General features: G+C 67.0%; 14 protein-coding genes. 8 read left to right on the top strand and 6 right to left on the bottom strand.

Annotation, left to right across the window (positions count from 1 at the left end):
- The first annotated feature begins 80 nt into the window (after window positions 1–80).
- From ACZ9CK_RS01540 to ACZ9CK_RS01555, 4 genes are all read left to right on the top strand, one after another.
- Window positions 81–980, top strand: a complete 900-nt coding sequence (locus ACZ9CK_RS01540) for a carbohydrate ABC transporter permease (protein ID WP_426303366.1) — start codon at window positions 81–83, stop codon at window positions 978–980.
- A complete protein-coding gene (locus ACZ9CK_RS01545; RefSeq protein ID WP_426302023.1) occupies window positions 977–1,864 on the top strand; it encodes a carbohydrate ABC transporter permease in 888 nt (295 codons plus the stop codon). The genes ACZ9CK_RS01540 and ACZ9CK_RS01545 overlap by 4 nt, the downstream gene beginning before the upstream one ends.
- Before the next feature lie 188 nt (window positions 1,865–2,052).
- Window positions 2,053–2,373, top strand: a complete 321-nt coding sequence (locus ACZ9CK_RS01550; protein WP_476049032.1) for a putative quinol monooxygenase — start codon at window positions 2,053–2,055, stop codon at window positions 2,371–2,373.
- Between the two features lie 19 nt (window positions 2,374–2,392).
- The gene (locus ACZ9CK_RS01555) at window positions 2,393–2,686 is read left to right on the top strand and encodes a DUF503 domain-containing protein (RefSeq protein ID WP_476049033.1); all 294 of its coding nucleotides are present in this window, start codon (window positions 2,393–2,395) and stop codon (window positions 2,684–2,686) included.
- 379 nt (window positions 2,687–3,065) lie between these two features.
- Here the strand turns inward: ACZ9CK_RS01555 and purL are convergent, their stop codons facing one another.
- The 3 genes from purL to purS are packed head-to-tail and all read right to left on the bottom strand — an operon-like array spanning window position 3,066 to window position 6,380.
- Complete coding sequence (purL, locus tag ACZ9CK_RS01560; protein ID WP_476049034.1) at window positions 3,066–5,375, bottom strand: phosphoribosylformylglycinamidine synthase subunit PurL; 2,310 nt, start codon at window positions 5,373–5,375, stop codon at window positions 3,066–3,068.
- The gene (gene purQ, locus ACZ9CK_RS01565; RefSeq protein ID WP_426302027.1) at window positions 5,372–6,127 is read right to left on the bottom strand and encodes a phosphoribosylformylglycinamidine synthase subunit PurQ; all 756 of its coding nucleotides are present in this window, start codon (window positions 6,125–6,127) and stop codon (window positions 5,372–5,374) included. The genes purL and purQ overlap by 4 nt, the downstream gene beginning before the upstream one ends.
- 1 nt (window position 6,128) lies before the next feature.
- On the bottom strand, window positions 6,129–6,380 hold the full coding sequence (gene purS / locus ACZ9CK_RS01570) for a phosphoribosylformylglycinamidine synthase subunit PurS (RefSeq protein ID WP_028265707.1): 252 nt from the start codon (window positions 6,378–6,380) through the stop codon (window positions 6,129–6,131).
- A 438-nt stretch (window positions 6,381–6,818) separates the two neighbouring features.
- On the opposite strand from purS, the gene ACZ9CK_RS01575 reads away from it, so the two are divergent.
- From ACZ9CK_RS01575 to ACZ9CK_RS01590, 4 genes are all read left to right on the top strand, one after another.
- Window positions 6,819–7,025 carry a hypothetical protein gene (locus tag ACZ9CK_RS01575; RefSeq protein ID WP_476049035.1) on the top strand — a complete coding sequence of 69 codons (207 nt, stop codon included), beginning with the start codon at window positions 6,819–6,821 and terminating at the stop codon, window positions 7,023–7,025.
- Window positions 7,026–7,143: 118 nt separating this feature from the next.
- Window positions 7,144–7,434, top strand: coding sequence for a DUF1540 domain-containing protein (locus tag ACZ9CK_RS01580; protein ID WP_426302029.1), 291 nt, complete (start codon window positions 7,144–7,146; stop codon window positions 7,432–7,434).
- A 273-nt stretch (window positions 7,435–7,707) separates the two neighbouring features.
- Window positions 7,708–10,860 (top strand): S8 family serine peptidase, encoded by a 3,153-nt coding sequence (locus ACZ9CK_RS01585; protein ID WP_476049036.1) that lies wholly within the window; start codon window positions 7,708–7,710, stop codon window positions 10,858–10,860.
- Window positions 10,861–11,056: 196 nt separating this feature from the next.
- Window positions 11,057–13,177, top strand: coding sequence for an elongation factor G-like protein EF-G2 (locus tag ACZ9CK_RS01590; protein WP_476049037.1), 2,121 nt, complete (start codon window positions 11,057–11,059; stop codon window positions 13,175–13,177).
- Window positions 13,178–13,192: 15 nt separating this feature from the next.
- Here ACZ9CK_RS01590 and ACZ9CK_RS01595 read toward each other — a convergent pair whose 3' ends face one another.
- From ACZ9CK_RS01595 to ACZ9CK_RS01605, 3 genes are read right to left on the bottom strand one after another with little or no spacing between them, the layout of a single operon-like run.
- Window positions 13,193–13,552, bottom strand: coding sequence for a subtilase-type protease inhibitor (locus tag ACZ9CK_RS01595; RefSeq protein ID WP_476049038.1), 360 nt, complete (start codon window positions 13,550–13,552; stop codon window positions 13,193–13,195).
- Between the two features lie 2 nt (window positions 13,553–13,554).
- Window positions 13,555–14,508 (bottom strand): 3-methyladenine DNA glycosylase, encoded by a 954-nt coding sequence (locus ACZ9CK_RS01600; RefSeq protein WP_476049039.1) that lies wholly within the window; start codon window positions 14,506–14,508, stop codon window positions 13,555–13,557.
- Window positions 14,492–15,112, bottom strand: coding sequence for a serine protease inhibitor (locus ACZ9CK_RS01605; protein WP_476049040.1), 621 nt, complete (start codon window positions 15,110–15,112; stop codon window positions 14,492–14,494). Before ACZ9CK_RS01605 ends, ACZ9CK_RS01600 begins: the two co-directional genes overlap by 17 nt.
- Window positions 15,113–15,122: the final 10 nt, after the last annotated feature.

Genomic DNA, 15,122 nt, shown 5'->3' on the forward strand with positions numbered 1-15,122 from the left:
CAACGGCGGTTCTGGAAGGCGGCCGCAAGGCCGCCATCCAGAGCCGCCGCAAGAACCTGACTTTTGACAAGGTTTCCTTCATGGTGGTGTTCCTCGGGATACCGCTGGCGATCTACCTGGTCTTTGTGATTTGGCCGTTCCTTCAGGCATTTGTCTATTCCCTGACCGACTGGTCCGGCTTCAGCCCCAACTACAAATTCGTCGGGTTGGAGAACTACGCGCGGATTTTCACAGATGACCAGTTCCTGAAGGCGCTCAGCAACAACGTCATCCTGTTGATCGTCGTCCCCCTGGTTACCGTGGTCCTGAGCCTCATCCTGGCCACGCTCGTCACGGTGGGCGGTAGCAGCAAGGGCCAGGTCAAGGGCCTGAGGAACTCCAGCTTCTACCGGGTGGTTTCCTTCTTCCCGTACACGATTCCTGCCGTTGCGATCGGTATCATGTGGGGCCAGATCTACGACCCCAGCGGCGGCCTGCTGAACGGTGCCCTGAACGCCCTGGGACTTAACTTCAAGGATTATGCCTGGCTGGGAAACACCAATACGGCCATGGCGTGCTCCATCTTCGTGATCATCTGGGGCTTCGTGGGCTTCTACATGGTTCTCTTCATCGCCGGCATCAAGGGCATCCCCGCCGAACTCTTCGAGGCTGCCCGCATTGACGGTGCAGGTCGTTTCCGCACTGCCGTCAGTCTGACTATCCCGATGATCCGCGACAACATCCAGACCGCCTACGTCTACCTGGGCATCTTCGCCCTGGACGCCTTCGTCTACATGGCCTCGCTGTTCCCGAACGCCGGCGGACCCGAGAACTCCACCCTGGTCATGTCCCAGCAACTCTTCTTCACCGCCTTCCAGCGCGGCCAGTTCGGATTGGCGACCGCCATGGGCGTCATCCTTGCCCTGGCAACCCTGCTCTTCTCCGGACTCGTGTTCCTGGTGAACAAGCTGACCGGCGGTTCCGAAGGAGGCAGACTGTGACTCTCCTGAAGCAAAAGACAGCCCCCGCGGGCCACATCGAGCGCGAAGCCAAGAGCACACCGGGTGACCTGGCGGTAGCGGCAACATCGCACGTCGTCCTGGCGATCTGGTCCGCGATCGTGGTCCTGCCCCTGCTATGGACCTTCATGTCCTCCTTCAAGACCTCCAACGAGATCTTCGCATCGCCATTCGCGCTGCCGGGGGCGTGGAAGCTGGACAACTACATCAAGGCCTGGACCGAGGCCGGCATTGGTGCGGCCTTCATCAACTCGGTGATCGTGGTTGGCGTCTCGCTGGTGGTGGTTATGCTGCTGGGGGCCATGTGCGCCTACGTGCTTGCCCGCTTCTCCTTCCGGGGCAGCAGGGTCATCTACGTCCTGATGCTGGCCGGCCTGACCTTCCCGATCTTCCTGGCCATGGTTCCGCTGTTCGGCGTCCTCAAGGGAATGGGGCTGCTCAACCAGTTGCCGGGCCTGATCATCACCTACGTGGCGTTCGCCCTGCCGTTCACTGTGTTCTTCCTGTTCGCGTTCTTCAAGAACCTTCCGGGTGAAATCGCCGAGGCTGCCGCGATCGACGGCGCCGGGGAATGGCGGACCTTCTTCCAGATCATGCTGCCCATGGCCAGGCCCGGCCTGGCATCCGTGGCGATCTTCAACTTCCTTGGCCTGTGGAACCAGTTCCTCATCCCGGTGACCATCAACGCCGGCGGCCCCAAGGTCCTCTCCCAGGAATTGTTTGTCTTTGCGCAGCAGATGGGCTATGCGGTGGACTTCGGGGCGCTGTTCGCGGCCGTCACCGTTACCGTGATCCCGGTCCTGATCGCCTACATCCTCTTCCAGCGCCAGTTGCAGGGCTCGGTGTCGCAAGGCACCTCGCGTTAGAGTGACCTTCCCGATCCGGCTCGGCTGAGCCGGTGCACGACGGCGGTTCCCATCTTCCGGTGGGGGCCGCCGTCGTCGTTTTCCCGGCTTGGTCCGGACCGCCCCGGTGGCAGAATGGGAGCGAAGTGTCAGTGCGGACGCCGGTCCGCGCTGCCGCGCGGCCGGTTCCGCCCGAAGGAAAGGCCGCCATGATCTTCATCGTCGTCAAATTCAAGACCAAGCCCGAATGGACCGAGCGCTGGCTCGACCTCGTGGCCGGTTTCACGGAGGCCACCCGCGCCGAGCCGGGCAACCTGTGGTTCGACTGGTCCCGCAGTGTAGATGAGCCTAACGAGTTCGTATTGGTGGAGGCCTTCAAGGACGACGCCGCGGGCGACCACGTCAACAGCGAGCACTTCAAGAAGGCCATGGCGGACATGCCGCAGGCCCTCGCGGGAACCCCGCGGATCGTCAGCCGCCAGCTCGACGGCGAGGGCTGGGACCTGATGGGCGAACTCAGCATCCCGTAGATTGGCCCATAATTGGCCCATGTGGATCGGCTGGATCGAGTTCGACATTCTCTTCGGCGAAGTGCACAGCCTGAAGGAGAAACGCTCCCTGGTGCGGCCCGTGGTGGCGGAGCTCAAGCGGCGTTTCGAGGTATCCGCGGCGGAGACAGGCTTTCTGGACCAGCACCGGCGGGCGCTGATCGGCGCAGCGGTGGTGGCGCCGGACCGGGCCCACCTGGTGGAGGTGCTCGACGCCGTCGAACGCCTGGTCGCCGGGCGCCCGGAACTCGAGCTGCTCAGCGCCCGCCGCCGCGACGTCCACAGCGAAGACTGACCAGTCCCCTTCAATCGATGCCAAAGAAGCCATCCGGCTGATCCGCGTTGGCTCGGACTCGCCCCAGGTGACCTTGCTCAGGCTCGCGATCGTGCGGGCGGGATTGCCGGAACCGGAACTCAACGCGCCCGTCCCTGCCAATGACAGCGGGCGTCCGCTCCAGCCGGACCTGTCCTACCGGGAGTTCAGGATCGGCGTCGAGTACGAGGGCGAGGGCCACAGCGAGGAAGCCCAGATCGTCCGGGACATCGCGCGCCCGCCGGCTCCCGGCCTTCGTAAGCTCAGGCCGGGTCCCTCGCCGGCGGGGGCCCACGTAACTGTCGTTCTGAAGGCTCAGAACGACAGTTACGGAGCAGTCGATGCTGTCAGGCGGAGGCGTCTAGCCGAAGTACTTCGGCAGGGTGCCTTCGTGGGCTTCGCGGAGGGCGTCCAGGGACAGGGTTTCCACGCCGTTGATCTCCAATGCGCCGGAAGCCGCGTCCACCACGCCGATGCGAAGGTGGGCGAAGCCGCGGGCGGTGCACATGTCCTTGAAGCGGACCTCTTCGGAACGCGGCACGGACACGATGGCCCGGGCCTGGGACTCGGAGAACAGCGCCGTGAACAGGTCCACGTCGTCGCGCTCGAGCAGTTCCTCCAGGGCGATCCGGGCGCCGACGCCGTAGCGCAGCGCGGACTCCACGAGGGCTGCCGCGAGGCCGCCTTCGGAGAGGTCGTGCGCGGAGTCGACCATGCCGTCGCGGCTGGCGTTGATCAGGATCTCGCCCAGCTGGCGCTCGGCTGCCAGGTCCACGCGAGGCGGCAGACCGCCGAGGTGGCCGCGCAGCTTGGCCCATTCCGAACCGTCCAGTTCGGCCGCCGTCGTACCCAGCAGGTAGATGGCCTGGCCGTCTTCCTTCCAGCCGGACGGGGTGCGGCGCGCGACGTCGTCGAGCTTGCCCAGCACCGCCACCACGGGGGAGGGGTGGATCGGCGTGGTGCCGGTCTGGTTGTACAGCGAGACGTTGCCGCCGGTGACCGGAACGCCCAGCTCCATGCAGGCGTCGGAGAGGCCGCGGATGGACTCGGCGAGCTGCCACATGACATCCGGGTCCTCGGGGGAGCCGAAGTTCAGGCAGTCGGAGACGGCCATCGGCACGGCGCCGGAGGTGGCCACGTTGCGGTAGGCCTCGGCCAGTGCCAGCTGGGCGCCGTTGTACGGGTCCAGGTAGGTGTAGCGGCCGTTGGCGTCGGTGGCGAGGGCAACGCCCAGGCCGGTCTTTTCGTCCACGCGCACCACACCGGCGTCGTCCGGGAACGCCATGGCGGTGTTGCCGCCAACGTAGCGGTCGTACTGCTTGGTGATCCAGGACTTGTCGCACATGTTCGGCGATGCGACCAGTTCAGTGACGGCGGCAGCCAGCTCCGCCGGGGCGGCGGGGCGGCCGGCGTCCTGCACGGAACCGGTGAAGGTGTCCGCCTGCAGGGCGTCCTGCCAGGACGGGCGGGCGTACGGGCGGTCGTAGACCGGACCGTCATGGGCGACGGTGCGCGGGTCGACGTCGACGATGACCTCGCCTTCCCAGGTGATGATGAGGCGGCCGGTGTCGGTCACCTCGCCCAACCAGGCGTATTCCACGGCCCACTTGTCCATCACGGCTTCGAACGCTGCCACGTTCTCCGGGGTGACGACGGCCATCATGCGTTCCTGCGACTCGGACATCAGGATTTCGCCCGGGGTCAGCGTGGGGTCGCGGAGCAGCACGTCGGTCAGTTCCACCTGCATGCCGCCGTCGCCGTTGGAGGCGAGCTCGGAGGTGGCGCAGGAGATGCCGGCCGCGCCGAGGTCCTGGATGCCTTCAACGAGGGAGCCCTTGAAGAGCTCGAGGCAGCACTCGATGAGCACCTTCTCGGCGAAGGGGTCGCCCACCTGGACGGCGGGGCGCTTGGACGGCTTGGTGTCGTCGAAGGACTCGGACGCCAGCACGGAAGCGCCGCCGATGCCGTCGCCGCCGGTGCGTGCACCGAAGAGGACAACCTTGTTGCCCTTGCCGGAGGCGTTGGCCAGGCGGATGTCCTCGTGGCGCATGACGCCCACTGCGAGGGCGTTGACCAGCGGGTTGCCCTGGTAGACGGCGTCGAACACCATCTCGCCGCCGATGTTGGGCAGGCCCAGCGAGTTGCCGTAGCCGCCGATGCCGGCCACGGCGCCGTGCATGACGCGGGCGGTGTCCGGGTGGTCGATCTCGCCGAAGCGCAGCGGGTCCATGACGGCCACGGGGCGGGCGCCCATGGAGATGATGTCGCGGACGATGCCGCCGATGCCGGTTGCCGCGCCTTGGTAGGGCTCAACGAACGACGGCGAGTTGTGGGACTCGATCTTGAAGGTCACGGCCCAGCCGTCCCCAAGGTTGGTGACGCCGGCGTTTTCGCCGATGCCCACCAGCATGTCCTTCTTCATCTCCTCGGTGACCTTCTGGCCGAACTGGCGCAGGTGGTTCTTGGAGGACTTGTAGGAGCAGTGCTCGCTCCACATCACGGAGTACATGGCCAGCTCGGCACCGGTGGGGCGGCGGCCCAGGACCTTGACGATCTCTGCGAACTCGTTCTCCTTCAAGCCCAGTTCGGCCCAGGGGAGTTCGGTGTCCGGAGTGTTCGCTGCGTTCTCGACGGTGTCGATGTTGAACTTCTTGTTGGTCTCCGTGGTCACTTGGCGCCTCCCACAATCTTGTTCAAAACGGAGGTGAAGAACCCGAGGCCGTCGGTGCCGGCGTTGGATTCCGGGCCGAAGCCGGGTTCCACGGCGTGCTCGGGGTGCGGCATGAGGCCCACCACGTTGCCGGCGGCGTTGGTGATGCCTGCGATGTCGCGGCGGGAGCCGTTCGGGTTGAAGCCCACGTAGCGGAACGCGACGCGGCCCTCGGCCTCAAGGGCGTCCAGGGTCTTCTCGTCGGCGATGTACTGGCCGTCCTGGTTCTTCAGCGGAACCAGGATCTCCTGGCCGGCTTCGTAGTCGGCGGTCCAGGCCGTGGTGTTGTTTTCCACGCGCAGCACCTGGTCCCGGCAAAGGAACTTCAGGTGGTCGTTCTTGATCATCGAACCGGGCAGCAGGTGCGATTCGGTGAGGATCTGGAAACCGTTGCAGATGCCCAGGACCGGCAGCTTGGCGTCCGAGTTGGCGGCGTCGATGATCTTGGACATCAGCGGCGCGAAACGCGAAATGGCGCCGGCGCGCAGGTAGTCGCCGTAGGAGAAGCCGCCCGGGATCACCACGGCGTCGACGTCGGCAAGTTCCGTGTCGGCGTGCCAGAGCGCGACGGCGGTGCCGCCTGCGAGGCGGACGGCACGGGCGGCGTCGCGGTCGTCAAGGGTGCCGGGGAAGGTGACGACGCCGATCCTGGCGCCGTCCAACCGGGACTCGGCGGCCACCGGGGCCTCGCCGATCAGGGGAAGTTCAGTCATTTCAGGCCTCGACGACCTCGACGTTGACGACGTCTTCGATGACCGGGTTGGACAGCAGGGTTTCTGCGGCCTCGCGCGCCTGGGCGAGGATAGCGTCGGTCACCTCGCCGTCGACGGTCAGTTCGAAGCGCTTGCCCTGGCGGACTGCGCTAAAGCTGGTGAAGCCGAGGCGGGGCAGTGCTCCCACGATCGCCTTCCCCTGCGGGTCCAGAATCTCGGGCTTGGGCATGACGTCGACGACGATCCGGGGCATCCGGTAACTCCTGTGCGTGAGCGTTGGTTGAACCTTGTCAAAGGCTTCCGCGGAGTGGTGCCGTCTCACGCCGAACCGCATTCAAACAGCATTCAAGAGGGGTGTCAGGCAATGGTGTTTGGTGCAGTGTCTTACGGATAAGGGGCGCTCCGCGAGCTTGCACGCCCATTCTACCGGCCAAACCGTTCCATACCCTATTTGTGCCGGGTGGGCCCGAACGTGGGGAGCTGCCGGGGAGCCGCCGGGTGGGCCCACGGTGGCGAGGGGTCCCCCGCCTGAGGTACGAAGGCCGGGGAGCCGCCGGGTGGGCCCACGGTGGCGAGGGGTCCCCCGCCTGAGGTACGAAGGCAGGGGAGCCGCCGGGTGGGCCCACGGTGGCGAGGGGTCCCCCGCCTGAGGTACGAAGGCAGGGGAGCCGCCGGGGACTAGGATGGCCGCATGGCAGGGAACCTGAAGTCCATGGTGTTGCCGGTGGTGGCCGCAGCCGTATTCGCCGGCCTGGGCAGGATGGTGGTCCAGAAGATCAAACTGGACCGGGCTGCGCGCGAAAACCGCAACGTTGCCCTGCTCGACGCGGCCGCCCGGGCGCGGATCAGCGCAGCCCTGCGCGGAGCAGCCCAGCCGCCCGCCTCCATGAGGGAATAGCGAACGTACAAATGCGCTAATCCTGCGGGTGAAAGCCCGGAAAACCGGCGTAGCTTTGGTTCCATGCCGGGTCATTCCCGCTGAACTGAAAACCAGTAGAACCGAGCCAGGAGGAACCATGACCGAACATGTTGCCGAAGTCTCCGCCTGCAGCGTTGGCAGCTGTGGATTCAACCATGACGGGTGTACCGCATTTGGAATCACCATCGGTGGCACCACGGATCACGCCTCGTGTGCCACGTTCATCGACACCACGGCCATGGGCGGGCTTCCCAAGGTCCTGGCCCACGTGGGTGCCTGCCAGCGCAGCGAATGCATCCACAACAACCACCTGATGTGCGAGGCGCATGATGTCAGGGTTGGCCCGGGGGCCGAGGCCGCGGACTGCCTCACCTACCAGCACGCCTGACACACCCTGAAAGCCGAAGGGCACGCTCCACACGGAGCGTGCCCTTTTCCATGCCCGGGCTTTTTCCATGTCCGGAGGCTCCGTGTGACAAGCGTGAAATCAGACTTTGTGCCCTATGTCATATTCAGCTATCGCTCTGTACTGTATGAAGCGATTGCTTCCGAGCGGTTGTCAAGAACTGTCAACCGGGCAGCATTCCAAACTGGCAGCATTCCAAGTTGATTGATCCTGGCACGAGCGGCCGGATCGCCTTTAGAAAGGTGCAAATCACTCGTGAAATCAAGAGGAAAGAGCTTCGTCGGAAGCGGGGGCCTTCGAAGAGCTGCGGCGCTGGCCGTGGGCGTACCGGTGCTGCTGTCGTCCATGGCGCTGGCACCGGCGCAGGCCGCCCCGGCACAGGGCAGCAGCGCTGCCGCCACGATCAAGAAGAACCTTGATCCCCAGGCGTACAAGGACGGGCGCTACATCGTGGTGCTCGCGGAGAAGCCCGCAGCCACCTACGACGGCGGCACGCCGGGCTATGCGGCCACCAAGCCGCAAACAGGCAAGAAGCTGGACGTGCGCAGGAACGAAGTCCGGCGGTACCAGTCCCACTTGCAGCAGCAGCAACGCGAAGTGGCAGCCCAGGAGAACGTCAGCATCAAGCGTGACTTCACCTCGGCACTCAACGGCTTCAGCGCCAACCTCACGGCGGAGCAGGCCGTCAACCTCGCCAAGAACCCCAAAGTCCTGTTGGTTGCCCCGGACACGCAGCGTTCACCGGACTACTCCACCACCGATTTCCTCAAGCTCAGCGGCTCCGGCGGGCTGTGGGAGACCCGCTTCGGCGGCAAGGACAAAGCCGGGGCCGGCACCGTGGTGGGCGTGATCGATACCGGTTACACGCCGTCGAGCGCTTTCTTCACCGGTGAGCCGGTACAGCCCCTCAGCGGCAACCCGCAGGTGGGTGTCCCGTACCGCACGGACGACGGCAAGATCGCCATGCTGAAGGCCGACGGCGAAACCTTCGTGGGCGAATGCCAGACCGGCCAGGACTTTGACGGCACTGCGTGCAATTCCAAGGTCCTCAGCGCCCACTACTTCGCCGATGCCTTCCTCGAGACCGTTCCGGAAGAGCACCGCGCGCCGCAGGAACGCATCTCCCCGGTGGACGTTGACAGCCACGGCACCCACACGGCCAGCACCGCGGCGGGCAACTCCGACGTCGAAGCCACCGTGGACGGCCGTAGCTTCGGCATCACCAGCGGCGTGGCCCCGGCGGCCAAGCTTTCCATCTACAAGGTCTGCTGGGAAGACGACGACCCCAACACGGGCGGCTGCTACGGCTCGGCCTCCGTTGACGCGATCGACCAGGCCATTGCCGACGGCGTCGACGTCCTGAACTACTCCATCTCCGGTTCCACGGACACCACCACCGATCCGGTGTCCCTGGCCTTCCTCTCCGCGGCCTCCGCCGGCATCTTCGTCGCCGTATCCGCAGGCAACTCCGGCCCCACCGCCGGAACGGTCAACCACGGCGCACCCTGGCTGACCACGGTGGCCGCCAGCAGCTTCTCCCAGGAACTCCAGGGCACCGTTGAATTCTCCGACGGCAGCAAGTACCGCGGCGCCAGCATCATGAACGCCGAAGTGCACGACGCCGGCGCGGTCCTTTCCGCCAACGCTGCCTCCGGCACGGGCAACGCAGCCATTTGCGCGCCCGGCTCCCTGGATCCGGCGAAGATCGCCGGCAAGGTGGTCGTCTGCGACCGCGGCGTGGTGGACCGGGTGGCCAAGAGCGCCGAGGTCAAGCGCGGCGGCGGCGTGGGCATGATCCTGGTGAACCTCGCCAGCTCCTCCCTGGATACGGACAAGCACTCCGTCCCCACGGTCCACGTGAACCCGCCGGCCACCGGCGAAATCAAGCAGAAGGTTGCGGCGAGCCCAGCCATCACGGTCTCCCTGATCGACCACGACACCACCGGGCTGCCGCTTGAGGCACAGCCGCAGATTGCCGGTTTCTCCTCGCGCGGTCCGCTCGCTGCCAGCGATTCGGACCTGCTGAAGCCGGACGTCGCTGCTCCGGGCGTAGCCGTCCTGGCCGGCGTCTCGCCGATCGGCACCGGCGGTGACACGTTCGGGTTCCTCTCCGGCACCTCGATGGCGTCCCCGCACATCGCAGGTTTCGGAGCCCTCATCCTGGGCAAGAACCCCACATGGTCCCCGGCCACCGTGAAGTCGGCCATGATGACCACCGCCTCAGATGTGGTCAATGCCGACGGCAGCAAGAACACGGACGTCTTCGCCACCGGCGCCGGGCACATCAATGCCGCCCGCGTGCTGGATCCGGGCCTGGTGTACGACGCTGGAACCGAGGACTACCTCAAGTTCATCCAGGGCACCGGCGTTGACCTGGGCATCCCGGGCCTCGGCAGCACCCCGGCGCGGAACATGAACCTTCCGTCCTTCGCCCTGGGCAACCTGGCCGGCAAGGTCGAGGTCACCCGCACCCTGACCGCGCTTACCCCGGGCTTGTACCGGGCCAGCGCCAACGTCCCGGGCATCGACGTGAAGATCACCCCATCCGTGCTGAACTTCACGGCCGTGGGACAGAAGAAATCTTTCAAGGTCACCTTCGAGAACAAGAACGCCGCCCTGGCCAAGTTCGCCATGGGTTCCCTGAAGTGGGAGGGCGCCGGCAAATCGGTGGTTTCCCCGGTTGCGGTCCGCCCGCAGTCGGTGATTGCCGGCAAGGATCTCTCCTTCACTTCGGACCAGGCCAATGGCTCCGCGGCGATCGGCATCCTCTCCGGCACGGATTCGCCGACCGCGGTCACCCTGGACGGCCTGTCAAAGGCGAAGTCCTCGGCCACCGAGTTGGTGCCCGGCCCCGCAGCGTTTGCAAGCAACGATTCCAACGTCCTGGTCGACGCCGAGGTTGCCGAGGGCGCTGCGCTCGCCAAGTTCTCGGTGATCTCCGCCGACGACGCCGCGGACTTCGACCTGTACGTGTTCACTCCGTCCGGTGAGCTGCTGACCGCTGCCACCGCAAGCGCCAGTGAATCCCTGTCCATCGAAGCCCCGGAAGCCGGGACGTACACGATCCTGGTCAACCTGTTCGCGAGCCCGGACAACCGGCCCACCAAGGCAAGCGTCGATGCCGCCATCCTCGGCAGCAACGAAGGCAACGCCACCGTGACTCCGAACCCGATCCAGCTCAAGAACGGCAAGAAGGGCCAGATCACCCTGGGCTGGACCGGACTGGAACCCGGCTCCTACATCGGCCGGCTGACCTTCGCGGGCACCAGCGCACCGACGTTCGTCTCCGTGATCATCTCGGCCGACGGCGCGGTGGCAGTTGTGCCCGAACAGCAGCTGAACGGCGGCGTCCCCGCCCAGCAGAAGCTGCAGCAGGAGGATCGCGAGCTGCCGGACAACGCCGGCTGACTGCAACGCGCGGCTAACTGCAACAACTAGGAGGCTGCGGCCGGCGGAAAACCCGCCGGCCGCGGCTTTTCTGCGTCTGGTCTCCTGCACCCCGGGCGAAACCTCATGCGCATCCCTGGCCACATGCTCTTGCCGCAGGGTGCCCGCCGGGTGTCGAATCGGTGTAAACGCCCGGCGGCAGCTCCAGGAGGCACCCATGTCGGTAAAAAATGGCAGCGGACAAGGCAAGGAGCTCCGGCGGAACGACGCGGCCGGGCTCGCCGTCGAACAACCGGGCATGATCCGCAATATCGCGCTTGTGGGGCACTCCGGCGCGGGCAAGACCATGCTCGTCGAGGCGCTGCTGGCCGCCACCGGCGTGATCTCACGCATGGGATCGATCGTGGACGGCACCACCGTGGGCGATTCGGACCCCGCCGCCGTCCACCAGCAGCGGTCCGTGGGCCTTTCCGTGGTGCCTGTCCTCCTGGACGGGGTGAAGGTGAACCTGATCGACACCCCCGGCTACGCCGATTTCACTGGCGAGCTGCGGGCGGGCCTTCGCGCCGCGGATGCGGCCCTGTTCGTGGTTTCCGCGGTCGACCGCGTCGACGCGTCCACCGTGGCACTCTGGCGGGAATGCGAGCAGACCGGGACGCCGCGTGCGGTGGCGATCAGCCGCCTGGACCACCCGCGCGCGGACTATGGCGCCGCCGTCGCGGCCTGCCGGGAAGCGTTCGGCGAGTCGGTGCTCCCGCTGCAGGTCCCGCTCCGGGAAGGCGGTGAAACCGCCGGGCTGCTGGACCTGCTGAGCGGAACCGTTTCGGGAACCGACGACGGCGGGCAGCCGCCCAGGCGGCCGGCGGACGCGGCGGAACTGGCCGCCGTCGAGGATGCCCGGGCCGAACTGATCGAAGGGGTCATCGCCGAAAGCGAGGACGAAACCCTCATGGACCGCTATCTCGGCGGCGAGGAAGTCGCCCTCGAAACCCTGCTGGCGGACCTGGAAACCGCCGTCGCCAGGGGCTCGTTCTTCCCGGTGCTCGCCGTGTCTGCCGGCACCGGACTCGGCCTGGCGGAACTGCTGGAACTTCTCCGCACGGCCTTCCCCTCACCGCTGGAACGCGCCGTCCCTGAGGCGACGGGACCGGATGGCACGCCGCGCAAACGGCTGGGCTGCGACCCGGAGGGGCCGTTGCTTGCGGAAGTGGTGCGGACCAGCGTCGATTCCTTCCTGGGCAAGGTCTGCCTGGTCCGGATTTTCTCCGGAACCCTCCGTGAGGACACTGCCGTGCATGTGGGCGGCAGGGGATTGTCCGAGCGCGGCCACCCGGACCACGACGCCGATGAACGCGCCAGCCACCTGTACTCGCCGTGGGGCCCGGCACTGAGGGCGGTGCCGTTCAGCGTGGCGGGGGACATCTGCGCGCTCAGCAAGGTGGCCAGCGCGGAAACCGGGGACACTGTGTCCGCCAAGGACGATCCGCTGCTGATCAAGGTCTGGGAGATGCCCGAACCCCTGCTGCCGCTGGCCGTCGAAGCCGCGGCCCGCAGCGACGAGGACGCGCTCGCCAAGGGGCTGGCGAAGGTAGCTGCCGGGGACCCCGCGCTGCGGGTGGAACGGAACTCCGAGACCCACCAACTGGTGCTGTGGTGCACCGGGCAGGCGCACGCGGACGTCGTCCTGGACCGGCTGCGCGAGCAGGGCGTGAAGCTGCAGACCGTGGACGTCATCACCCCGCTGCGGGAGACCTTCGCCGTCCCCGCCAGCGGCCACGGGCGGTACGTGAAGCAGTCCGGCGGGCACGGCCAGTTCGCGATCTGCGACATCGACGTCGAGCCTCTCGAACGTGGCCGCGGATTCGAATTCGTGGACAAGGTGGTGGGTGGCGTGATCCCGGGCCCGTTCATCACCTCCGTGGAGAAAGGTGTGCGGGCACAGATGCAGAAGGGCGTAGCCGAGGGATTTCCCGTGGTGGATATCCGGGTGACCCTGCACGGCGGGAAGACCCACAGCGTGGATTCCTCCGACGCCGCGTTCCAGGCGGCCGGGGCGCTGGCGCTGCGGGAAGCCGCCGCGGCGGGTCGCATCCAGCTCCTCGAACCGGTTTCGTCCGTGGTCATCCGGGTGCCCGACGACTATGTGGGCTCGGTGATGAGCGACCTCTCAGCGCGCCGCGCCCGGCTGACGGGGACCGCGTCCGAGGAGGGCAACACCGAGATCACCGCCGAAGTCCCGGACCAGGAACTGCTCCGTTACGCCCTCGAGCTCCGGGCGCTGACCGCGGGCGGCGGCAGCTTCCGGCGCAGCTACCTGAGGCACGACCCCGTGCCCTAGCCGTCCGGCCGGGATTCAGATGGCGCCGGTGGAACCTTGGACGCCGCCGAGCAGCGGTGCCATGCTTCGCCATTTCGCGATCTCGCAGCCGTCTGTGCGGCTGAAGCGGCAGTTCACCTGGCGGCCCCGGAAAGTGCCGGTCACCCTGGCCGTCTGCGGTCCGCCGTACTGCTGGGTGCAGCGGCGGTCCGGCCGCGGCACCGGAAAGAAGATCTCCTCGCCGTACTGTTCGACGGCGGCAAGTGCCGCCCGCGGGTCGGGCACCGTGGATTCGCTGGCCGGTTCACCGTCGGCGGCAAGCAGCACGAACTCCTGTTCCGCGGAGCCCGGTGCGTCCAGCAGCGTCACGGTCAGTTCGACGTCGTACTGGTTCATCGCTACCCTTTCCCGAGGTGTCCAGCAGCATCGAGCAGTTCAAGCAGCGGCCGGATTTCCGCCAGCAGGCGGCCGCGCAGCTCCTGGGCTTCGGCTGCGAAGGCCCGTTGCTGGCCAACGTACTCGTTCTTGCCCTCCGGCGTCTCGATCCGGATGGCCGGGTACCCCCATTCGCTGAGCTCATAGGGGGAGGCCTTCATGTCCATGGCCCGGATCCGCCAGGACAGTTCGAAGCAGTCCATCACCAGCTCGCTTGGCAACGCGGGCGCCAGCTTGTAGGCCCACTTGTAGAGGTCCATGTTGGCGTGCAGGCAGCCGGGCTGCTCCATGAAGCGCTGGTTTTCCCGGCTGGGCGTGATTTCGTTCAGCGGCACGGCATCCGGGGTGTAGAAGCGGAAGGCGTCGAAATGCGAACAGCGGATCCGGTTCTCTTCCACCACGGCGTCCGTTCCCTCCGAGCCCAGCCGCAGGGTGAGGTACTCATGGCGGAGGTCGAACTTGTCCTGCCGGTAGACCATGGCCCATTCGTGCAGCCCGAAACACGCGAACTGGGCGGGGCGTGCCGCGGTTCCGGACAGGATGATGGCGGCGAAGCGGAGGGCTTCGGCGCGGTCGGCAACAAAGCGGCGGCGGTCGAAGGCGACCGCCGTGCTTCCCACAGGCAGGCCCGCGGACGCCAGCCCGGCGTCGTCGAGCAGCGTGTAGTACTTCCAGTCCGCGCGTTCGGCGGCACGCCGGCCGCAGAGCACGGCACCCCCGCCCGGATGCCAGCGCAATAACTGCCCGGGTTTCTGCGTGTAGTAAGTGAAGAGGAAGTCCTCCACCGGGTGCTTCTTCCCGGCGGAGCGCCGTTCCAGGTAGGGGTCCGCGTAGCGCCGGACACGTTCGTAGTGGGCTGCTTCCAGACGGAGCCACTGCTCTTCCGGAAGCAGCCGCAGCTTACTCGCCAACGCCACTGGAGCCGAGCACCGCCTTGGCGGCGTCCCAGGCCGCGATCTCGCAGCCGTCGGTGAGCTTGTAGGAGGACTCGACGCCGACGCCGTCCACGGCGCCCGTGACCAGCGCGGTCTTCGGGCCGCCGTACTTCAGGTCGCAGGCCTGGTCCTTGGGCCGCGGGACGCGGGTGAGCAACGCCGGGTTCGCCTTCAGGGCCGCGCAGGCCGCGCAGGCCGCGGCGGCATCGGGGTGCTTGCTCTCAGCGGCAGGCACGCCGCCCTGGCAGACCAGGGTGTAGCTGGTGGGGTCGGCGCCCGGGGACGGGGTGATGAGGATCGAGAGTTCGGCGTCGCCCTTGCCCGGGCTGGCGGGAGTGCCTGACGGCGGTGCGGGGACCGGCTTGGTGCCGGGGGACTCGGTCTCGTCCGGGAGCAGCCCGCCGCTTGAAGCGCCGGGGCTGGGGCTCGTGTCCGGCGGTGATGCCGTGCTTGAGGGGGCCGTGCTTGAGGGAGCCGTGCTGGTCGGGGTGCCGCCACCGTTCCCGGGCGAGCATGCCGCCAGGCCGACGACGGCTCCTCCGACGGCGGCGAGGGCCAGGGCGGTGCGGAAGATTCGCTGTCGCATGCGGGACTCC

It is taken from the genome of Arthrobacter sp. TE26545, assembly GCF_056279005.1.